Genomic DNA, 21,445 nt, shown 5'->3' on the forward strand with positions numbered 1-21,445 from the left:
TGTCAAGAATATACTCAAGGAGAGCTCTGGCTTTCCTTTCGAGGCGGCACCAGATCTACGCCACCGGGATGAAAGGGATGGCATCTTCCGATCCGCTTCGCCGCAAGGACAGAGCCCTTCAGCGCACCGTGTACCTCAATAGCTTCAAGTGCATACTGTGAGCAGGTTGGATAGAAGCGGCAGGTTGCAGGCTTCAGCGGGGAAATGACCTTCCGGTACAGATGGATCGGCGCTTGAACGACCCGGATCGGCCATCGTTTGCTCATCCTTCTCCCTCTCCGCAGTCCTTACAATAACCAAAGACTTCAAATTTATGCCTGACGACCTGGAAGTCATCCGGTGCATCAGTAAGCGGCATAGGACAAAAGGTGATCGGATACGTCTTCTGGCATTGAAGACAGATCAGATGATGGTGATGATGCTTCTCACTGCAGCGAGACCGAAACTTCACGCCTTCCTCAAAGGCAACCTGCTCCAGCGCACCCAGCTCCGACAGCACGCGCAGATTCCGATACACCGTATCAAAGCTCAGGCCACTGTACTTCTGACCCATATAGTCATAGACATCCTTCGCGGTCAAATAACCGTTATGCTCTCCAAACAATTTGGCGAGCGTTCTGCGCTGATCGGTGATGCGTAGTCCATGTCCGGACATCGTGCCGATGATCTCTTCTGTCGTCAGCATACGCAACAGCCTCCTGTTGTTTGATTCAAATTCATCCTTTAATAATGCCTGAAAATTCAACCCGCGTCAACGAAGGAGCACTGCGCACGCTGAGGATATTAATTTCTCTTCTGTGGCATCGGCGTCACCAAAATATTAACCGGAAGGCTGCTTCCCGGCGCCGCCGTAAACCAGATTTCGACCGGCTGCTCGTACTCTCCGGTACGGAACAGCACACTGCTGTCATGCGGCGCTGATAGCCAGGACGTAGACGGCACATTGACCATGCTGCCATTAACCATGACCGAGCCCATATATTTGCCGCCGCGTGGATTAAATGAAATGAGCGTATTTGGCGCAACACGGTTCAGCTTAATGTGGTAGACCATCCCGAAATTGCCGGAATTGGAGATGGGATAGCCGGTAATACCGTCGTATCCGGTCAGGAATGGATCCAGATTCTTGTCGCCAATGGCAATGCGCGCTTCGCTCTGGCCGATCAGCTCACGGCTCTCCAGAATGCGTGTGGAATTCGCATAGGTACCGCGGTTGTGAATACCGTCTGCTGCCAGCAGCGGAAGGAACGGGAACTTGCTCAGCGCATCTTCCTTCTCCTCAATCATAATGACATCATAACGAATCGGAGAATCGGTAAAAAGATCTGCAAACAAGGAGACGACCTGCTGATCCTTAATCGGCAGCGTGTTGATCTCGGTCAAGATCAGGCGGCTTTCTCCCGGCTGCAGGATCGACGTTTGATTGCTGCTTCCTGACTGCATGGATTGAAAATACCGCTCTACCGACAGCTTTCCTGTCGCATTCGGATATTCGCTCGGTCCGCCGAACCCGACATGCTGCGTATTGAGCGAAGCCGGGGTGCTGTTCAGGTTTGTTGCCACGACGTACATTTTCATTACTTTTCCGCTCGCATTTTTGTGGTGAATCATAAATCGGGTCGCTCCAACGCCGACTTCACGGTACACCACGCCTTCCCGGGTCACCGTCTCCGGGCTGTTGCTGCGGATCAAGGTCCGGGATTCAAAGCTGCTCTCCAGCGGAAGCACCGGTAAGGAAGGAACCCTTGCGCCGTCGATAAAGAACTTCTCCCCCACGGCCGCATATAGCTGATAGAACTCCTCGCGGGTATACAAGGTTTCTCCTGTAATGACGATGGTTTTCTCGTACGTGTCAACTGCTCCGTGCCGATCGGTTACCTTCAGGCGAACCTTGACCGGACCCGGGGTAAAAAAGGCCTTGGCGTTGTTATCCCACTCCCGGCTCACAATCGCGTTCTCTTCATCGGTGCTTTGATCTGTATACGTGATAAGCTCGCCCATGCGATATTCTTCTTTGTTCGTCGTAAATAGCGCAGCAGGCGGTTCGTTCGGCACGAGCACCTCAATATTTAACGTGTAGGGATCGCTCCATTCGCCGCTGGAGTCCTGAACGGAATAAGATACAGTATGAATACCCGGCTCGTAAAAGACATCCTCTCTGCCATCCCAATACTCGCTGACGATGGGCAGTCCGGAAGGCGAATAGGCGCTGGTCTTGTAATTCACCACCGTTTGTCCGACATATACCTTCGGGTTCGTAACCGTAAACGAAGCGATGGGCTTCGTGCTGAGACTCAGAATGACTCGCTTGTTCTGTTGATCCACCTGATAAGGTATATTTAAAGCCTGGGTAATCGAGGTCAAAGGAACCATAAATGTTCCACTGTCCTGATAAGCGGGTCCCTTCATGGTCGTACGGACCCCATTGACGGTATATACACTGCTGTTGGTCTTAAAGCGAATTTCATCACTGCCCCGCATAATGACGGTTTCCTTCGTACTGCTGTCATACCTCAGGCTGAACCCCACCCGGTCTACCAAGGAGCGGACAGCAACATAAGAGACCCCCTGCTTGACGGCCATCGGCTTGGCAGCCGTATAGGATGTACCATTATGATACATCTGGGCACTGTTCATCAAAAGAACCAGACCCGGTACCATTTCTACCGGCGGTGTGGACGGATTGGCCGGCTCCCCTCCCGAAGCTCCCTCGCCCGGATTGACCGGCGCTGCGCCGGAAAGGCTGGATAGATCCAGGATCACCTTTTTTTCCGGCTGATTGACAACATAGCGGATTCCAAGAGCCTGGGTTATAGACGTGAGGGGGACCATAAAGGTGCCCTTATAGGTATACGCCGGACCCTTCATCGAACGTGCTTCACCATTGACTTTGTATACCGTGCTGTTCATCGTAAAGCGCAGCTCATTTCCATCCTTGTAAATAATCGTTTCTTTAGTCGCATTATCATAGCGGAGCATCAGGCCCGCTCGCTCTACAATCGCCCGGATCGATATGTAAGAGACCCCGCTCTTGACCGCCATGGGCTGTGCCGCTGTATAGAGCTTGCTGTTATGGTACATTTCCGCACTATTCATAAGAAGCACCAGCTCATTGGTTTCCTTGTTTAAGGAAGCCGCTGGACCTGAAGAAGACGTTGGCGGCATATCATTGGCTGAATTTTCCTCTGGAACAACCTTAATCTCCGGTGTCTGTGATGGCTGCACTGCGTCTGCTTCAGGAGAAGACTCTAACGTTTCTGCCTGTTCCACGTTCGGCTCTGGCTGAGCAGAATTGGCAGCTTCCGGCGCTCCCTCGCCGATCCTCGGATTGTTGTTATCTGCTTCCTGTAAGGCAGCCGGCTGCTCAAGGACGGCGGAAGGCTGCTGCAGGGCAGCAGAAGACTGCGCACTGACAGGCACCACAGTAGATACCTGGGCAGCAGCCAATACGGTAATCATAGATATTTTTTTAAGGCTCATGCTTGCTTATTCACTCCTATATGATCTCTATTTATTTCATTCTGAAGGGGTAACGCACAGTCTATTAAACGCCAATCCGGGTTAAAAGTTTCTGCCTCCATTCTAAATATTCTTACATAAACCACCGAATGAGCCTAAAAATCGACATTTTCGCCCGCTCGTTCACCAGATTGTCAATACTTGCTATTGTTAATGCTCGTTTACGTGAATATTTTCACTTACAATGATTACATAGCTATATACGGGAGGAATTCTTATGACCCAGATGCGTTTGAAGCATGCTGATCATGGAAATACGCACTGCTTGACAGAGGTAAATAAAAGCCGCCTGGAGGCAGCCATGAATCTCCGCAGCTTTCCGGCAGGCGCGGCGCTGTTTTGGGAGGGGGATAGAGCTGAGCAGCTGTTCTATGTTATGCAGGGCCGGATCAAGCTCACGAAATCAACCGAAGAAGGCAAAGAGCTGGTGCTATACATGTATCAGGCCGGTGATCTTCTGGGTCACGCAGACCTGACAGCGCACTCCAGACATAGCTTCTCTGCTGAAACGCTGGAGAACAGCATCATTGGTGTCATCGACATATCAAGCGTGGAGACCTTAATTACGCAGCACGGTGATTTCGCGCTTCAATTCATGACATGGATGGGCGCAGAACACCGTATTACTCAAACTAAACTGAGAGACCTCATGCTGTACGGAAAGACGGGCGCCCTAAGCTCCACACTGATCCGGCTGGCCAACACCTGCGGAGAGGTGCAGGACAACGGCTGGATTACGATTTCTCGAACCATGACTCACTCGGATCTGGCCAGTCTGATCGGTGCTACCCGGGAAAGCGTGAACCGCATGCTCCGCGATTGGAAACGACAAGATATCGTGGATATGAATCATGGACATCTTGTCATCAAAGAGCTTTCCCGCTTGCAGCAGATCTGTCACTGTGAGCAATGTCCCATGGACATTTGCCGGCTTTAAGCTGCTTTCTAAGCAGCCGTGCCAGGAGTATCCCTCTAACAAAACATTGTAGGTTATGTAAAACTCGCATTCATATAGGTCCGTTCGCCCTGCGGGACCTTCAAATACGGCTTAATGCCTGCAAAGCCGCCGGCAGACAGGTGTACCCCTGTCATCCACAGCCCAGCCAGCCTGCGCCCACCGGCATCCATCACCAAGGTCGGAGCAGGGATTTTCTCCTGATAGATCGGTACGCCAGCCGATAAGGATTTCACTTTGTATTCCTTCCCCACCTCTTGAAGCGGCTGCGGGCTCAGATAAGTCGGGGCCAGGTAAGCTGATACAGTATCCAGCTCCTCGGCCGTATAGAACGCCTCACCTCCCAGAAACGGATGCAGCAGCGCTATCTTTTCATACTGTGACCAGATTACCATCTGCAATAGCCGCCCGGTTGCCCGGCCCTCCAGTCCTCCGAAAGCAGTCTCTTGTTCCTGAGGGTCTGCTGAAGGCAATATGGACTCGGATTGCCCCTTCTCCCCTTCCAGCGGCTCCATACCGACACATTTCCAGCCTTTCGGGCTCTGAATCCATTTCTGTAAAATGACCTGATTGTTCAGCTGCTCAGAGAACACATCCTTCTCCGTCTTCCTCGTCAACCCCGTGGCAGCACACCATAGAGACTCTGGCAGGTATAGATGAAGCAGGTGCAGTGTCTTGTCAAAAATGCGTTGCAGCACGACTGCGGCCTGCTCCAGCTCGGCAGCTTCCTTCTTGCAGTAACGAATGTGCGGCAGATTTGCAAATGGATTCATCTTGACTCGCCTCCTTAGCTTCGATTCATTATATTAGCAGCCGCTTCCGAAGGTGAGTGAGCCTGGGTGTAAAGAAACAGCCCTGACATTACAGCAGATGTAATTCAGGGCCTTCTCTTGGCTTCATGTATTCATTTCGACACGGACCCATTGCTCAGCCCAGGCCCCTACCTCCGCCATAACCGGCTTCAGCGCTCTTCCTTTATCCGTCAGCTCGTATTCGATCCGCACCGGGGTTTCCGGATACACATGCCGGACCAGAATGCCTTCGCTCTCCAGATCCTTCATCCGTTCGGATAGCATTTTATCGCTCATGGCAGGAATTAGATTTGAAATATCCTTAAATCGTTTCGGTCCGCTCATGAGAGACTGAATAATCAGTCCGTTCCAGCGTTTACCCAGCAAGGCAAAGGCGCATTCAAAACGGGGACACAAACCGGTTGTTACATCATCCATGTTATTCCACCTCTTCACAGAGTCACAAACCTTGCAATCCTTGATAGCTTACGATAAGTTAGTGAATTATATTCTAGCACATTTTTAGGAAACTGAAAACCTTTCCCTGTATATTCTTATGAAAATTTGGCTGTGACCGTCATTCCCTGAAACAAATACGGCTGCCCCGAAGGCAGCCGTACCCTTAAATGCTATGACTAGACGAGAACTCCGAGCGGACGCAGCGGCTGGCTGTTTCCGAAGACCGGCTTCAGCGCATAGCTGTTCATAGCCGACCAATAAATACCGTTTGTAATGACCTTTAAAATTTCAGGATTGTAGTAAGTCGGATACGTTTCATGCCCCGGACGGAAATAAAAAATATTCCCTTGGCCGCGCTTGAAGGTGCAGCCGCTGCGGAACACTTCTCCTCCGGCGAAATTGCTGACAAAGATCAGCTCCTCCGGCGCCGGAATATCGAAGAATTCCCCGTACATTTCTTCATGCTCCAGGATGATTTGGCTGTTCACGCCGGAACAAATGGGATGAGATGGATTCACAGTCCACAAAATCTCCTGCTCCCCCGCTTCACGCCATTTCAAATCGCAGCTGGTCCCCATCAGTGCCTTAAACGGCTTGGAAAAATGTCCGGAATGCAGCACGATCAGGCCCATCCCGTTCCGAACCCGCTCGACCACCTTGCTGACTACCGCATCATCGACACGGTCATGAGCCATATGGCCCCACCACAGCAGCACATCGGTCAGGTTCAGCACTTCATCACTTAAGCCGTGCTCCGGCTCATTTAGCGTCGCTGTCCGGATATGAAAATCCGGATTCTGGAGGCCGTCGGCAAGCGCTTTGTGAATGCCTTCAGGATATACCGCTTTGACTTCATCGTGAATATTCTCATGTACAAATTCGTTCCAGATCGTTACGTTTAGCATGCTGCCAAATCCCCCTATATTCCAAATCCGCTAGATCGCGGTTAGACCCACCACATCTCGCCCAGCGGTTCCTCAATCAGCACCTGCTGAAGATTAGATACCGCCTTGGAGAAGCCTTCTTCAATGGACATCAGGCCATCTTCATGCTCAATGCTGACCACATAATCATAGCCCACCAGACGCAGAGCGCTCATCATATCTGCCCAAACCTTGACGTCATGACCGTAGCCAACACTGCGGAACTGCCATGCACGGTCCATCATATTGGCATAGGACTGCATGTCTGTCAGGCCATGCTTGTTCACATTCACCGGATCAATCGTCGTATCCTTCGCATGGAAGTGATGAATGGCGTTCTCGCGGCCCAGAATATGAATCGCCTGCACCGGATCAATGCCCTGCCACCACATATGGCTCGGATCCAGGTTAGCTCCAATGACTTCACCTGTCGCTTCGCGAAGGCGCAGCAGTGTACCTGGAGTGTGCACCGAGAAGCCGCCGTGCAGCTCCAAGCCGATCTTCACATTGCGGTCCGCTGCGAATTGGCCCCACTCTGTCCAGTACGGAATCACCTTGTTCTCCCATTGCCATTTCAGAATCTCCTGATAATCATTCGGCCATGGAGCTACCGGCCAGTTCGGATATTTCGCGTCCTCATGGTCACCCGGACAACCGGAGAACGTGTTCACAACAGGCACCTCCAGCTTCTGAGCCAGCTCCACCGTTTTGACAAAATCGTCATGAAAGCCCTTAGCGATATCCTTCTGCGGATGCAGCGGATTGCCGTGGCAGCTCAGCGCACTGATCATCAGGCCACGGGACTCCACCGCTTGCTTGAATGCCTTGAGTGCGGCTTCATTCTCCAGCAGCTCTGCCGGATTGCAATGCGAATTGCCAGGATATCCTCCCGTTCCAATCTCTACGGCCTTCAAGCCCTTCGAAGCTACATAATCCAGGGCGTCCTCCAGCTTGCGCCCGCCCAGCAGCACCATAAATACTCCCAGCTTCATACTGAAACCTCCTGATTCGTAATTTAGTACGTACGTTGATTCATACACTAGTTCGTCATGTTCTAAAACATTTAGCCGTACTCCGCAAAATAACTTAGGTACAGTTTGACCACTTTGTGCAGCATCATTCCATGCTGCAGTCCGGATCTCACTTATTGTAGCATTCTTCCAGCACACAATAAACGAATCCTTCCTTGCCTCAGCCCTTTAGCTGTGCAGTGAAGGAAGGCAGCGGTTCCTTGCGGTAGGTGCTCTGCAGGACAATATGACGCGCTTCCAGAGAGGACTGCTGAAACGACTGCATAATTTCCAGGACGTGATAGGCCAGACGGGCACTGGCACGGTGATCCCGCTGCTCCCGAATGCTCTGAACCATATCATTCACGCCGAGCCCTCTTTCATTTCTCCCGCACTCAAAAGCAGGCGGAAGTGTCTCCCATGCCTCAGAGCCGTGACGGCGGATGCGTACATCGCCATCAAAAAAGTTCGGGTCCGACAGGCTAAGCGTTCCGCTCGTGCCATAAATTTCGATCCATGGCAGCTCAGAGCCAGCCGGGATGTCAAAGCTTGTAATCATACTGACGATGGCTCCGCTTTCGAAATCAATCGTCCCCGCCAGATGCGTCGGTGTATGAACCGGAATTGCCTGACCGCTGTTAGGCCCGGAGCCGACAAAGCGATCCGGAATTTGAATGCCCGTTGAGGCGCTGACCCTGCTTGCTGGTCCCAGCAGCTCTACAAGCGCTGTTAAATAGTAAGGACCCATATCCATCATCGGTCCACCGCCGGCGGCGTAGAAAAATTCCGGATTGTGATGCCAGGTCTCCGGTCCCGCACCCAGATTGAACGCACACGCTGCGACCGGCCTTCCGATCAAGCCCTGCTCCATGGCCGCCCTGGCGGTCTGTATCGCAGACCCCAGAAAAGTATCCGGTGCGCAGCCGGCACGGAGTCCTTTCTTGCCAGCTGTCTCCAGGACGAGTCGCCCTTCCTCCAGGGTGACCGCGAGAGGCTTTTCACTATATACATGCTTGCCTGCTTCCAGCGCAGCCACATCGACACTGGCGTGGCTTGCAGGAATGGTCAAATTAATGATGAGCTCAATGTCCGGGTGAGCCAGCATCTCCTCCACGGTGAACACATGTGGAATATTATACTCTTGAGCACGCTCTTTGGCCCTGTCCACCACAAGGTCGGCACAGGCTACAACCTCCACCCAGTCACTGTTCTTCAGATTCTGAAAATAAATGCCGCTGATATTACCGCAGCCGATAATGCCTGTTCTCATTCTAGCCACTCGTTGTCACCCCTCAAAGACCTTTGCTGAACCATCTAGAAACATGGTATTCGGAATTGTTTTCATTTAAAATGAATTATATGATTAAAACATGAACAATCTGGTCATTATTTTCAAATCCATAAAGGAGTTCTTTACATGCAGGAAGTTTTGTCGACCCGAGTGCTCTCCACGAACTTTTCATTTCATCGCAAGCCGTTTGTCATGACCATGCCGGACGGCTTTGAGCATTACTTACTTCGCCTTCAGACCGACGGCCGCTGCCGGGCGGTCATTGACGGCAAGCTGTCCCTGCTCCAGCCCGGCGACCTGCTGCTGTACAAGCCGGGGCAGCCTTACGAGCTGCGCATTGAGGACGAGCTGAACCCGCAGGGGGATTCCCTGGTGGAGAGCGGAGACTACAACATTTTTTTTAAAGGCGACTGGGTAGACGACTGGTATCAAGCCCGCAAACGGCCAACACGAATGCGGATCCCGCTGGACGATCGATACCTGGGCTTGTTCCGACAGCTCGTGCTGGAGCAGCGCCGGCTTTCAAATACATATCCGGAAATCTCCGTGTACATGCTTCGCATTCTCTGTCTGGAGATCGACCGCCTGCTGTCCGAGCAGCCGTCCACTACGCCTAAAGCTTACCTCGCTCACCGCATGAAAAATTACATTGAAGAGAACGCCTCCTCCATGTTCAAGCTGGAGGATGTCGCTTCCCATGTGGATATCAGCGTGTCCCGGGCGGTCCATTTATTCAAGGAAGCGTTTGGCACGACCATCATGCAATATACTCTGGAGGTTCGTCTGGATATGGCGCGGGAACGGATCATTTTCAGTCCCATGTCCCTGGAGGATGTAGCCGAAACGTCCGGCTTTGCCAGCTACACTTATTTTCACCGGGTTTTCCGTTCCCGATTCGGCGTTTCTCCAAAACAGTTCCGGCAAGATCACATGCCTTCCAGCTAAAGCACATACAAAGGGCCCGGCCGCAAGATATTGCTCTTGCAGCCGGGCCCTTTGACCTCATGGTATGAAATAAGAATGTCCAATCAGCTCTTGTCGAGCCGGTCCCTTAGCATGATTGCTTCCGCAACGACGGCAGCGAGATCATCATTGCCGAACAATGACAGCACGCCCATCACCGTGGAATCCGGAATTTCTCCCGCTTCCTCCTTCGGCACCGTCAGCGCCAGCCCGCGGCTCAAGCGCTCATTACCCGCCTGATCGGGGTACGCCTTTTCGTACAAACTGAGAGGATCCAGTCCCTGATTCACACACCACTGGGCAAATACGAGAATCATCATATCCTCGTCCTGCCTGTAGCTGTCCACGATGCGGTCCTCCATCGTTTTGTCTGCAGACGACATCGTCAGCCCTCCTTATTTAACCCGGTACAGCATGCTGCAGCGCAGCTATTCGCTCATATTAATATGAACAGGATTTTGCTTTGCCTTTTCTTCCATCTTCTTCTTCATCCATGTGCCGAAGCCAATCACAGCGACTACGACAATGGCTTCAAAAGCGTACTTGACGATAGAATTGGCGAACCAGTCGTGAATGATGGGCTCTTCCACCAGCATCTTGGTCGCGGTCCAAGCCAGAATCGCCGCACCGAACGTAATCACGAGCGGGAATCTGTCGGTCAGCTTGAGAATAATTGTACTTCCCCATACCATGATAGGAATCGAGATCGCAAGGCCGATAATAACCAGCGTGAAATCCTCACCTGCTGCACCGGCCACCGCCAGCACATTGTCCAGGCCCATCATGGCATCAGCAATAATAATGGTACGAATCGCTGCCCACATCTGACTGCCTGCTGAAATCTCGTGATCCTTGTTGTCTACCAGCAGCTTGTAAGCAATCCAGAGAAGAGCCAGGCCGCCGATCAGTCTCAAGCCCGGGATCATGAGGAGCTTCACTACGAGCAGCGTAGCGACCACACGAATAAGAATCGCGCCTACCGTACCCCATAAAATAACTTTCTTCTGGTCCTCTTTCTGTACATTACGGGCCGCAAGTCCGATCACGATTGCGTTATCGCCCGCCAGAACCAGGTCAATCACAATAATGGACAGCAGGGCCGCCCAAAATTCTGGTGACATAAACTCCATCTTGTTTCCGCCTTCCCCTTATAAATTTGTCCCCGATGTTCTCCTGATCACATAAAAAATCGCCGCACCTGAAAACAGGTAACGGCGTTTATTCCATGGGAACATAAACAGACCTTTACCTTGGATGACACAGGCAAAGGTCTCGCTAACAACATCTTCACGTTGCCAATAGAGCCGGGGACCGAAATAACGAATCCCGTAATGACGACTTTACTGCGCTGTAGCTACTCCCCTTTGGGAACTATTCGGTTGGTGACATTATATCACACGCTTTTCCGATTGCCTAACTTTTTTTACCCTCTTGCTCAGGGGTTTAAATCATAAGTGATCTTCTTTTTTATGTCCTGCAGCAGTCTATTCTTGTATTCTCCAAAGCTCAGCTCTTTACCCAATGCACCCTCGGCCTCCAGCTTCTCCATCCATTTGACCTGCAGCATCGTCGCGGAAACCTCCTCCTGCAACTCACTGCTGCTCCAAAACGCTTCGGGACTAAGCCCGGAATCTCGCTGACGCTGCACCAAAGCCATCCCGTACGGATCCTTTAAGAGGGCTTCTTCATCCCGTTCCTCCACCCTGCTTCTCAATGCTGTAATGGCAGCAAGCAGCTCCTCCTCGCTCACGACACAGCCCGCCGCTGCAGCTTCCAGGCTTACATGCTTATTCAGGATGAGTTCATTCAGAATTTCGCGGTCATCCGGCTGTCTCTCATGGATTCCATGTAATGTGTACGTGGTCTCAGCGAAAGTCTTGTAACGTTTCAGCTCTTCATGGGTGATGGTAATGTCACCTGCCCGGGCAGCGATATCCCCGTTCTCTTGGACACTGCCCCAAACCCATATCAGCAGCGGTACAATCAGCACAGCAAGCCCGGCATTCCGCCAATGCTTATTCAATGGATTAGCCTCCTTGCACGTTGATAAGATAAGTTCATTGGAAAATATGCCATAAAACAGTTATTCAACATGGCCCGCTGTATTCCTTTTTTTTGGGGGATTCGCAGCAGAGTAAGAAAGTTTAGCATAGCCCTGGTATAATGATCCTGTCTTGATTATATGCTGGCAGCGAAAGGAATGGATATGAAAAACTGGTGGACTCCGGCCGCTTACGTGTTGGCCCTGCTCGTTATGTACTACTACAGACAAGATCTTCTGGGCTGGCTGCAAGGCGAGACCTCGCTCGGCCCTGTTCTATTGCTCAGTACACTGCTTGCGGTGTTTCCGATTCTTCCTTATAAAGCAGTGATTGGCGTGCTCGGCTATGCCTTTGGAACGATTGGAGGGGCTGCGGTTGCCTGGTTTGGGACGACAGCGGCAGCGGTTCTCATCTACGCTGCAGCTTCACTTTATACAAGCATGGGAGAACGGCTGCTATCCCGCTATCCACAGCTGCAAACGTTAACAGATCTAACCCGCCGCAACCCTTTTAAAGTCATTCTGTTGTACCGCATGCTTCCGGTCGTGCCCCAGATGGCTGTGAATATATATGCCGGAGCGGCAGGCATTCCGTTCTGGACGTATCTAGCGGCATCGGCACTGGGCAAAATTCCCGTGTTGTTTCTGTATGCGTACCTGGGCAGCCTGTTTGTGGAACAGCCTTGGACGGCGGCAGCGGTGCTTGCTCTGTTTTTAATGATCGTTCTCCCCGCTGCCTGGTGGCTCTGGCGCCATAAGTTTAAACAGTAATCCCGGGCGAAGCAGCGCGTCCATTTTATATCAAGGTTCAAATGCTTTATAATAGAACCTGCAGTACCGAATTTACCCTGACTATGGAGGGATCCTATGAATCAATCACAATCAAAGAAGACAGAGCTTGCTACCTTCGCTGGAGGATGCTTCTGGTGCATGGTTTCTCCGTTTGATGAAATGCCCGGCATTGAAAAGGTAGTTTCCGGATATACCGGCGGACATAAAGCAAACCCGACTTACGAGGAAGTATGCTCAGAGACTACGGGTCACTACGAGGCTGTGCAGATTACGTTTCAGCCGGATATTTTTCCCTATGAGAAGCTGCTGACCCTGTTCTGGCAGCAAATCGACCCTACCGATCCTGGCGGCCAGTTTCATGACCGCGGGGAATCCTATCGGACCGCTGTGTTCTATCACACGGAGCAGCAGCGTGAGCTCGCTGAGCAATCAAAGCAGGAGCTTGCAGCAAGCGGAAGATTTGATAAGCCAATCGTGACAGAGGTGCTTCCTGCTGCTCCTTTTTATGAGGCCGAGGAATATCATCAAGGCTACTACAAGAAGAATCCCGGTCACTACAAACGGTACCGTAAAGGCTCGGGGCGGGAAGATTTCATCCAGGCCAACTGGAAGGCCAAGCCGGATCAGGAAGAGCTCAAGCGCCGATTGACCCCCATTCAATATGAGGTGACGCAGAATAATGCCACAGAGCGCCCTTTCCAGAATGAATTCTGGAACCACGAAGGAGAAGGCATTTATGTAGATATTGTTTCCGGCGAACCGCTGTTCAGCTCCCGAGACAAATACGATGCTGGCTGCGGCTGGCCCAGCTTTACTCGCCCGATCCGTGAGTATCATATTCAGGAGAAAACAGATCTCAGTCATATGATGATCCGCACGGAGGTCCGCAGCAAGGAAGGCGACTCCCATCTCGGCCATGTGTTTAATGACGGTCCGGGACCGGACGGCCTGCGTTACTGCATCAACTCGGCCGCGCTCCGTTTTATCCCGAAAGAAGATATGGAGCAGGAAGGCTACGGCGAGTTTTTACAGCTGTTTTCGTAAGCAGACGCTCTTTTAACCATGTAAGGAATCTGTGTCATAAAAAATGCCCCCCAACCACTGCGGCACGTGCTGCTGCAGTTGGTTTGAGGCCACTGAAGAAGTCCTGACTGAATCGAAGAAGGTACTGCACCCGAAATAATTAAGGGAGCAGTACCTTTTTTTGTTGTAAAATAAGGTTAACGCAAAAGATGGTGCATCCGCCAACGAAGGCGTGGTCGCTCCAGGAAGAGGGGGCTTCCGATCGCTGTTGTCCCCAGATTTCTTGTTCATACCGCTTGGCGGATGAAATCCGGGGACAAAGGCGAGCGCTCCGCTTCTCCAGCCTCCCTCTTCCCTCCGCTCCTTCGTCATCCACTGCAAAACCGTTAAGATAGAAGGGATGGAAGCCCTTTGTTCCAGAGTCAACCTTCGTTTTCATTCAGCCCGTACACGTCCTTGTATGACCTGATCGTGCCTAAAGACAAAAAAGCATCGCGGCTGGCGTAACTGTAAATACCGTGATTGGCGACACGGCGTATTCGGAGAAAGACAACCTGATCGCAAGGGGGACGCAAGAAGGAAGACGGGCAAGAACCAAGCCGACACCTACGACTTTGATGTAGAGCAGTGCAAGAGGTATCCCTTGAAAGAGTGATGTTACAAGGAGGGCGCCAAGAGCAAGATGTACTCCGTCACCATTAAATCCGGGGTGCACGCCGAACAAATGGCGTTTCAGGAAAGTGAGGCTTTCAAAGAAAAAGCCAAAAAGCGCTACAAAATTGAAGCGAAGAACAGCGAACTCAAGCACAGACACGGGTATGATGTGGCCACATCCTCGGGTCTATCCGGCATGCATATGCAAGGAGCAATGGCTATATTCGTGGTGAATCTGAAACGAATCTTTCATGGACGAGGTGTCGCACTTAGCTTGACAATCCGTCATATTAAATTCTGTTGAAACTTAATTATGGTAGTTCTTCAGTGGCCTCAGTTGGTTTGGGGGCTTTTTCAGATTAAAGACTTGGCAGCGGGGTTAAGAAGGAGGTAGTACGGCTAAATCAGATGACAGGAGGGATGGCTCTATGCCATGGTCCAAAGAGGATTACCCGCAATCCATGAAAAATCTAGAACCCCGGGTTCGAAACAAAGCCATCGAAATTGCTAACGCTCTGCTGGAGGAGCAGCATTATGAGGAAGGCCGTGCCATCGCGATTGCTACTGCGAAAGCTGAGGAATGGGCCGAGAACCATCCGGAGGAGAAGTAGTTTATTGCTAGGGCTAACGCACTGACATCTCTTTCACAGCAACCACAACCTAAATAGAAGCTCGCCCTGACACGGGCGAGCTTCTTGTATTTCAGCCATTATCCTTTAACGGCAGGCCGGGGACTGCGGGCCATATTGCCGACGGGTACCCGGACAGGCTTGACGGTCTTGCGGTAGCTGGTCGTAAACGTAATAATCTGTCCTGCAATCGACACGGCTAAAATCGTATACAGCGTCTCAGCCATTGGCAGATAGAACAATGACAGCAGCAGCACCACGGCATCCATCAGAAAGAATACCGTACCAATCTTCAGGCCGCTCCACTCACTGATAAGCACAGAAATGGCGTCGTCCCCTCCGGTTGCTCCACCAAAGCGAAGCACGATCCCAGCACCTAAACCGGTAGCCACTCCGGATAAAATAGCTGCAAGCAGTAAGTTATGGCTTAAATCAATCACAATCGGAGAATAGTTCTCCATCATCGCATAGAATAACGTGAACATGGCGACCGAAATGACGGTATTAATAATGAATTTGCGGCCTTTCATGAACCAGGCGAGAATCAATATTGGAATATCCAGCAGCAGCATGCTGACCGCCGGCGGCACATCCAGTATATATTTCCCCAGCAAAGCCAGCCCTACAAATCCACCCTCCGATAAATGATTCTGAAAATTAATGTGATAATACGCAAACGCAAGCAGTAACGTTCCTAGCAGCATTGCCGACATGGTGTAAAGCGTTGATAATCGTTCTTGTTTGTTCCTCATACAGGCTCCCTCTAGTCGTAGTGAATTGGTAAAACCAAGACCCATTCTCTACGTCAGGCAGCCTGGAGGAGTTCATCCTTCGCATCAGACTTCCATCCTTTCGCTAGAGACGGTCTATGTCTTCCGACATCATGACGTTTCAGCGAAAGGAGCTAAGTGTATGAGAGATCATAACGTTTCCAAATCGTCCTTTGGGGGTTCGTCCTTCGGGGACTCATGGTATCCTGATCCTTTCTGTCTAATTTATATTCTGCCTATATTATAACACACTTACCTTGTTAGCTAAACAGCAAATTGGAATTATATGTATTCCCCTCCTCCCGCTTCAAAAAAGAAGCCTCCCGTCCCCATCCAAGCGCCGTGCTTTTCACAAATATATATGATGAGATTTACAGAGTATTCCAGGCACTTCTTTCCGCCAGCCTGAATTTCCTGAAATTCTTGCTTGCCATATAGAATCCTTCTCTTTATGATTGGTAATTATAAGAACATGTGTTTCTATTTTATAAGGACGTGAAATCTATGAGCACACGGCGCCTGTCTTCCCCTCCCCCGCCCACTGAGAGGGACCAGCAGCTGATTACCCTTTGCACCATCTATATGGTGATTCAGCGAACTCTCCGGCGAAATATGTCAATCCTCCGTACCCTACCGTTAAAAATGTCAGAGCTGTACCTTCGCGATTTCGGCGCGCTGGATGATACTATGCGTGAGCAGCTGTTTAGCATCCGCGAGGAGCTCAGGCTGCGCGGCATCCGCATGCTGAAGCATCAGCGAACGGAAGGAGGCGTCAGAGTTCAATACCAATGCCGTGGTCACCAGGGCGAGCTCGTGGTGGCTTGGGACGATATGCAGCAGGAGCTGTCATCGCTGTTCTCCTTTTCTCCTGCACCACCACAGACCTGACCGCAAAAACATCCGCACAAGCTTCATCGCCATTGACGACAAAAGCCTTACGGATGCTTTAATACAGCGGCCTCCATAGGACCAAGGCGGGCAGATAGGGACTGTCCGTCTTATTCCAGGGGTCCTGTCCCCTTCCATTTATGATGCCAGGCTTCGAAATGGTGCACGGCCAGACCGGCATAAGAGCGGTGAGCCCTCCCCAGGAAAGAGGCTCGCTGCGCTTCCAGCTCCATCTGAGATAAGGTCTGGTCGTGGAACGTCAGATGATCGCCCTCATCGGTATCGGCCAGCTCCATGCCGATCCAGACCGAGGTTCCGAGCTGTTCTCCCTGCTCCAGCTCCTGGCGGGCCAGCTCGTACATCTGCTCGCCCTGATCCCGGTAGGACATCACCGCGATGGCGGCCGTCCGCTGCTGGAGCCAGAGACAGAAATTGTCCGTGTCATCCAGGGCCGGAATGTCGTCCAGCCAGAACGGCACGGCCACACTGAGCGGAATCCCCGAGGCTGCCGCATCGGCAGCCCAGGCCTCCATATTCCCCGCCCACTCCAGCACAACCTGATCTCGCTCCCGCTCCCACCGTTTTAGCACATAAGGCTCTATATCCAGCTGAATTCCCTGAAACCGTTCCTCCGGCTGGGATTCGGCATTATACTGTGCAAGCCAGGATAGCATATGGCTTACTTCTCCCCGATGCTCTTCATACGCCCATTCCGGCTGACCATCCAGTGCATGGACGGCGATGCCTGCAGCGTACGCTCCTGCTGCAAAGCGGCGGTAATCCTCCTTTCGAACCTCCGACTGGATCTGTACAAAGATGACCTTCACTCCCTCCTGCGCACAGAAGGAAATGATCTCATCGCCCTTTTGCGCAATCCCTGCAGCGTCCCACAGCCAAGTGGCCTTGTCCTGCTGCACATGGTCCGAACGCTGCAGTAGAGACCACAGCAGCAACGCAGCCACGACCAGGAGCACCGCCGCAAGAGAGCCTGGCACGCCGCGCCGCCGCATCCATGCTAGTCTTTTCATAAAGGAGACTGCAGCTACACCAGAAGCGCTTCGCCCGGCTCCTTCACATGCTGCACGGAGTGACCCAGCTTATGGATATGCGGTCCGGCGTAAGCACGGAACGCATTGCGCGTATCCAGGATGGGCACATGCATCGCAGCCAGCAGACTGTAATCCAGGGAGCTATGATTCGTGATCAGCACCATGCAGTCATATTGGCTGAAGCGGTTCACATCATAGTCAACGCTGCTTACCGTGACCCCCTGCTTATCCTTGAAGCTGCGGGCGTGAGGATCGTAGTAATCTACGCGGGCGCCATTTTCCTTAAACAGCTCGTAGATTTCCAGTCCCGGTGATTCCCGAAGATCGCTGATGTCCGGCTTGTAGGACATGCCGAGAATGAGAATGCTAGAGCGTTTAATCGACTTGGCGTACTCGTTGAGAATCGCCGCTGTTTTGTTAATGACATAGTAAGGCATATTGTCATTCGTGGACTGGGCCAGCTCAATGAATTTGCTGTAGAAGCGGAAGCCCTTGGCTTTCCAGGACAGATACATGGGATCCAGCGGAATACAGTGACCCCCAATACCTGGTCCGGGATAAAAAGGCATAAACCCGAACGGCTTCGTAGCCGCAGCGTCGATCACCTCCCACACATCAATGCCCATCCGGTCACACATCATGGCCATCTCGTTCACGAAAGCAATGTTTACGCTGCGAAATGTATTTTCCAGCAGCTTTGACATTTCCGCCACCTTAGGCGAGCTCACCGGCACCACGGTATCTACATATTGACTATACAGCGCTTGCCCCAGGCTCAGGCAGGCTTCCGTCGTACCCCCAATCACCTTCGGTGTATTCCTTGTATTAAAGCGGATATTGGACGGGTCTACGCGCTCCGGCGAGAAGCATAGAAAGAAATCCTTACCAGCCGTATAGCCCAGCTTCTCAATCTCGGACTGGATCAGCTCCTCTGTCGTTCCCGGATAGGTTGTGCTCTCCAGGGTAATAAGAAGGCGCGGCTTCATAAACCGCTTCAGCTGATTGACAACCATCGTAATGTATGAGGTATCGGGGTCCTGATTCTCGCTAAGGGGAGTCGGGACGCAGATGCTGACTGCATCAATGACGGCCATCATACTGTAGTCTGTTGTCGGCTTGAAGCGGCCGGAGGACATAACCTCCGCCAGATCTGCATCCGCAATGTCCGAGATGTAAGACTCCCCGCGGTAAATAGCGTCGATTTTGGCGGGGTCCAGGTCGATGCCCACGACCGTAAAGCCCTGCTTCACCATTTCTACAGCCAAAGGCAGACCTACATACCCCAGTCCGACCACTCCCAATACCGCTTTTTTCTCTTGAATGGCCTGCAATAATGTTTCATAATCCTGGTTCATCGTCATCTACCTTTCGTTTTTGAATTTATCCTTCTATGACAGCGCGCCAGAAAGCGCATCCCGCTCCAGCTTAGTGCAAGCAACGCCGAATGCGCGCATCCAGCTCGATCGGAGAGAAGGGCTTGGTCACATAGTCGTCCACCCCATGCTGAAAGCATTGACTGATGGTCTGTTCAACACGTTTTTCAGTCAAAATGACGATCTTGGGCGGAGCATCCACCTCCAGCTGATGAATATGATGGATGAATGGCAGCCCATCAATGCCGGATAAATTCAGCTCCGTCAGCACCAGATCCGGCTTCCATTGGGGAATGAGCTCCAGCGCCTTCAGCCCGTCATGAGCCTCCAGCGTATGATAGCCCTGCAGCTCCAGGCGGATCTGCAGAAATTCCCTGACCGCATCATCATGATCGACGATCAGAATTTTACTGGCTCCGGATGGACTGTGCTCTGTAAAAATCTGAATGTCCGAGGTGATGCTCAGGCGCACTGACTCTGCCATGCTGTTCAGCATGTGAACAGCAGGAATATCTGTGAGGGCAGTCAGCGCCATGCGGGGATCTGCATCTGGCTTGATGCGCAGCAAGTGCTGCTTCAGCAGCAGTGCCTGATAGTGGGCAGCAGAAAGTGTAAGTCCAGGCAGCAGCAGCGCCACAATGCCGGATTCCCGATCCCTGTAGACGCGGCCTGCACCCGGAATGGACTGGATAAACGCCTCCACATATCCCGGCGTCCCGGACATTCCTCCGGCACAGTGCAGAAACAAGAGACCGCAGCTATGATTCGGCGCCTTCGGCACCTCCTCCTTGAGCAAGTCAAGCAGACTGCCTTGCTGTTCCTTCGGTAACGTTGCGGTATGCGACATCATTTCCTCCACCCTTCACCATTATTTTTTTATCCCCATCACGGCCTGGACACGGCATTACGCCGCTGTATTCTTGTCCTTCCAGCTCTGGCGGGTCATGGTTCCCCACGTATTATTATTTTGCAAGTACTGGATATGTCCTTGAATTCTCCATAAGCCGCCCAGCTGGTGATAGCCGAGGAACTTCAAAGCGGAGAACAGCAGCATTTTGGAAAGATCTGAAAGCTTGGGGTAACGGCGGAACGCCATTTCCTCCAGCAGCAAAGCGCCCACACTCAGCAAATATCCGCTCAGCACGTTAACCAGCCCGAACACCACCAGCACATGCCAGTGGGTCATATCCATCATGACGTAGCCGATCAGCGCAAGAAGCCCGGTAATTTTGAAATAGGGATTGAGCGCTTCGAAAATAACATTGTACGGCATGGTCAGCAGACCCATAATTTTATAGCGCGGATTGAACACCATATCCTTGTTTTCAATCATATTTTTCAGATTGCCGCGACCCCAGCGCTTGCGTTGATTGGACAAAATATGATAGCTGTCCGGCGCCTGGGTCCAGCACACCGCCTCCGGACAGAACGCAATCCGATATTTCAGCTTGTTCTCCAGCATATAGCGGTGAAGCTTGATAATGATGTTCATGTCCTCGCCGGGATAGCCGCCGCGATAGCCTCCTACCGCAATGACGTAATCTTTTCGGAACAAGCCGAAGGCTCCAGAGACGATAATCAGTCCGTTCATTCGGCTCCAGCCGATTCGGCCGCCAAGAAAGGCCTTCAGGTACTCGATGGATTGAAACATCGGCCACATTTGACGCGGCAGCGACACCTCTTTGACCGTCCCGTTCTCAATCGTGCAGCCGTTGGCAATCCGTACATCTCCGCCAATCGCGACGGTTTCCTCCGGATTTTCCATATACATTCTTGCCATCCGAATCAGCGCGTCCTTCTCCAACAGAGAATCTGCATCAATCGACGAAATGAGCGGGTATTGCGACAGGTTAATGCCCGCATTGAGAGAGTCGGCCTTGCCGCCGTTCTCCTTGTCGATCACCAGAAGGTGCGGGTATTTGTCGTTATGGTACACCCCGCGGATGGATTGGGTGGGAATGGTGCCCCGAAACTCCGGATTGACAAGCCGCACCAGCTCATACTCTTCGATGAGCACCTCCAGGGTACGGTCAGCAGACCCGTCATTAATGACAATGACTTCGTAGGACGGATAGTTCAGTGTCATGAGGCAGCGCACATTCTCGATAATCGTCAACTCCTCGTTATAGGAAGGGACGAGCAGCGAAACCGGCGGCACCAGCTCGGAGCCGGACAGCGTATTATATTGGGAAAATGCAGCCCGCCGGTAAATATTCCGAATGTGTCCGAAAGAGAACAGCATGATTGCAAAATACAGCGCATTGACCAGCATGACATAGTACACAGCCATCGTGCCATAGGTCAGCAGCATGTCT

General features: G+C 51.9%; 22 protein-coding genes and 1 pseudogene. 7 read left to right on the forward strand and 16 right to left on the reverse strand.

The genetic code is table 11. From position 1 onward, the window contains the following. Positions 1-14: 14 nt before the first annotated feature. From yidD to JJQ72_RS14300, 3 genes are all read right to left on the reverse strand, one after another. Positions 15-266: a membrane protein insertion efficiency factor YidD gene (gene yidD, locus JJQ72_RS14290; RefSeq protein WP_138225460.1), complete on the reverse strand. Its 252-nt coding sequence runs from the start codon at positions 264-266 to the stop codon at positions 15-17. Next, entirely contained in the window at positions 263-685 is a 423-nt protein-coding gene (locus JJQ72_RS14295) for a Fur family transcriptional regulator (RefSeq protein WP_208204079.1), read from the reverse strand. The genes yidD and JJQ72_RS14295 overlap by 4 nt, the downstream gene beginning before the upstream one ends. Positions 686-783: 98 nt before the next feature. Continuing rightward, positions 784-3,480: a copper amine oxidase N-terminal domain-containing protein gene (locus tag JJQ72_RS14300; RefSeq protein ID WP_208204080.1), complete on the reverse strand. Its 2,697-nt coding sequence runs from the start codon at positions 3,478-3,480 to the stop codon at positions 784-786. A 256-nt stretch (positions 3,481-3,736) separates the two neighbouring features. Here JJQ72_RS14300 and JJQ72_RS14305 point away from each other — a divergent pair, with 256 nt between their 5' ends. Next, positions 3,737-4,456, forward strand: a complete 720-nt coding sequence (locus JJQ72_RS14305; RefSeq protein ID WP_243896089.1) for a Crp/Fnr family transcriptional regulator — start codon at positions 3,737-3,739, stop codon at positions 4,454-4,456. Between the two features lie 53 nt (positions 4,457-4,509). On the opposite strand, the gene JJQ72_RS14310 is transcribed toward JJQ72_RS14305, so the two are convergent. The 5 genes from JJQ72_RS14310 to JJQ72_RS14330 form a co-directional block, all read right to left on the reverse strand. Beyond that, a complete protein-coding gene (locus JJQ72_RS14310; protein WP_233281180.1) occupies positions 4,510-5,247 on the reverse strand; it encodes a hypothetical protein in 738 nt (245 codons plus the stop codon). Positions 5,248-5,370: 123 nt separating this feature from the next. After that, complete coding sequence (locus JJQ72_RS14315) at positions 5,371-5,703, reverse strand: winged helix-turn-helix transcriptional regulator (protein ID WP_138225456.1); 333 nt, start codon at positions 5,701-5,703, stop codon at positions 5,371-5,373. A gap of 197 nt (positions 5,704-5,900) precedes the next feature. Then, entirely contained in the window at positions 5,901-6,629 is a 729-nt protein-coding gene (locus JJQ72_RS14320; RefSeq protein WP_208204081.1) for a ThuA domain-containing protein, read from the reverse strand. 41 nt (positions 6,630-6,670) lie between these two features. Further along, on the reverse strand, positions 6,671-7,639 hold the full coding sequence (locus tag JJQ72_RS14325; RefSeq protein WP_138225454.1) for a sugar phosphate isomerase/epimerase family protein: 969 nt from the start codon (positions 7,637-7,639) through the stop codon (positions 6,671-6,673). Positions 7,640-7,838: 199 nt separating this feature from the next. Further along, the gene (locus JJQ72_RS14330; protein ID WP_138225453.1) at positions 7,839-8,936 is read right to left on the reverse strand and encodes a Gfo/Idh/MocA family protein; all 1,098 of its coding nucleotides are present in this window, start codon (positions 8,934-8,936) and stop codon (positions 7,839-7,841) included. A 138-nt stretch (positions 8,937-9,074) separates the two neighbouring features. Here JJQ72_RS14330 and JJQ72_RS14335 point away from each other — a divergent pair, with 138 nt between their 5' ends. Further along, positions 9,075-9,893 (forward strand): AraC family transcriptional regulator, encoded by an 819-nt coding sequence (locus JJQ72_RS14335; protein WP_138225452.1) that lies wholly within the window; start codon positions 9,075-9,077, stop codon positions 9,891-9,893. Positions 9,894-9,976: 83 nt separating this feature from the next. Here the strand turns inward: JJQ72_RS14335 and JJQ72_RS14340 are convergent, their stop codons facing one another. The 3 genes from JJQ72_RS14340 to JJQ72_RS14350 all read right to left on the reverse strand — a co-directional run bounded on the left by JJQ72_RS14340 (position 9,977) and on the right by JJQ72_RS14350 (position 11,934). Continuing rightward, a complete protein-coding gene (locus tag JJQ72_RS14340; RefSeq protein ID WP_138225451.1) occupies positions 9,977-10,294 on the reverse strand; it encodes a hypothetical protein in 318 nt (105 codons plus the stop codon). A 45-nt stretch (positions 10,295-10,339) separates the two neighbouring features. Then, the gene (locus JJQ72_RS14345) at positions 10,340-11,041 is read right to left on the reverse strand and encodes a TerC family protein (RefSeq protein WP_138225450.1); all 702 of its coding nucleotides are present in this window, start codon (positions 11,039-11,041) and stop codon (positions 10,340-10,342) included. 305 nt (positions 11,042-11,346) lie between these two features. Further along, a complete protein-coding gene (locus tag JJQ72_RS14350) occupies positions 11,347-11,934 on the reverse strand; it encodes a SurA N-terminal domain-containing protein (RefSeq protein ID WP_138225449.1) in 588 nt (195 codons plus the stop codon). Positions 11,935-12,111: 177 nt separating this feature from the next. On the opposite strand from JJQ72_RS14350, the gene JJQ72_RS14355 reads away from it, so the two are divergent. The 4 genes and pseudogenes from JJQ72_RS14355 to JJQ72_RS14370 all read left to right on the forward strand — a co-directional run bounded on the left by JJQ72_RS14355 (position 12,112) and on the right by JJQ72_RS14370 (position 15,032). Then, on the forward strand, positions 12,112-12,723 hold the full coding sequence (locus tag JJQ72_RS14355; protein WP_243896090.1) for a TVP38/TMEM64 family protein: 612 nt from the start codon (positions 12,112-12,114) through the stop codon (positions 12,721-12,723). A 96-nt stretch (positions 12,724-12,819) separates the two neighbouring features. Further along, a complete protein-coding gene (msrA, locus tag JJQ72_RS14360; RefSeq protein ID WP_138225448.1) occupies positions 12,820-13,788 on the forward strand; it encodes a peptide-methionine (S)-S-oxide reductase MsrA in 969 nt (322 codons plus the stop codon). A 461-nt stretch (positions 13,789-14,249) separates the two neighbouring features. Further along, positions 14,250-14,725, forward strand: a pseudogene (locus JJQ72_RS14365) (transposase); the annotation flags it as partial. Between the two features lie 124 nt (positions 14,726-14,849). Next, a complete protein-coding gene (locus tag JJQ72_RS14370; RefSeq protein ID WP_138225447.1) occupies positions 14,850-15,032 on the forward strand; it encodes a DUF2188 domain-containing protein in 183 nt (60 codons plus the stop codon). A gap of 98 nt (positions 15,033-15,130) precedes the next feature. On the opposite strand, the gene JJQ72_RS14375 is transcribed toward JJQ72_RS14370, so the two are convergent. Next, positions 15,131-15,802 carry a YitT family protein gene (locus JJQ72_RS14375; protein ID WP_138225446.1) on the reverse strand — a complete coding sequence of 224 codons (672 nt, stop codon included), beginning with the start codon at positions 15,800-15,802 and terminating at the stop codon, positions 15,131-15,133. Positions 15,803-16,324: 522 nt separating this feature from the next. On the opposite strand from JJQ72_RS14375, the gene JJQ72_RS14380 reads away from it, so the two are divergent. Continuing rightward, entirely contained in the window at positions 16,325-16,708 is a 384-nt protein-coding gene (locus JJQ72_RS14380) for a YhjD family protein (protein ID WP_175415251.1), read from the forward strand. Between the two features lie 110 nt (positions 16,709-16,818). On the opposite strand, the gene JJQ72_RS14385 is transcribed toward JJQ72_RS14380, so the two are convergent. The 4 genes from JJQ72_RS14385 to JJQ72_RS14400 all read right to left on the reverse strand — a co-directional run bounded on the left by JJQ72_RS14385 (position 16,819) and on the right by JJQ72_RS14400 (position 21,402). Then, positions 16,819-17,736, reverse strand: coding sequence for a hypothetical protein (locus tag JJQ72_RS14385; RefSeq protein WP_243896091.1), 918 nt, complete (start codon positions 17,734-17,736; stop codon positions 16,819-16,821). 14 nt (positions 17,737-17,750) lie between these two features. Next, a complete protein-coding gene (locus tag JJQ72_RS14390) occupies positions 17,751-19,112 on the reverse strand; it encodes a nucleotide sugar dehydrogenase (protein ID WP_208204082.1) in 1,362 nt (453 codons plus the stop codon). Positions 19,113-19,182: 70 nt separating this feature from the next. Beyond that, complete coding sequence (locus tag JJQ72_RS14395; RefSeq protein ID WP_347880758.1) at positions 19,183-19,980, reverse strand: response regulator transcription factor; 798 nt, start codon at positions 19,978-19,980, stop codon at positions 19,183-19,185. A gap of 54 nt (positions 19,981-20,034) precedes the next feature. Continuing rightward, positions 20,035-21,402: a glycosyltransferase family 2 protein gene (locus JJQ72_RS14400; RefSeq protein WP_208204094.1), complete on the reverse strand. Its 1,368-nt coding sequence runs from the start codon at positions 21,400-21,402 to the stop codon at positions 20,035-20,037. Between the last annotated feature and the right edge of the window lie 43 nt (positions 21,403-21,445).

This window comes from Paenibacillus sp. F411, assembly GCF_017582705.1.
Classification (GTDB): domain Bacteria; phylum Bacillota; class Bacilli; order Paenibacillales; family Paenibacillaceae; genus Paenibacillus_AQ; species Paenibacillus_AQ algicola.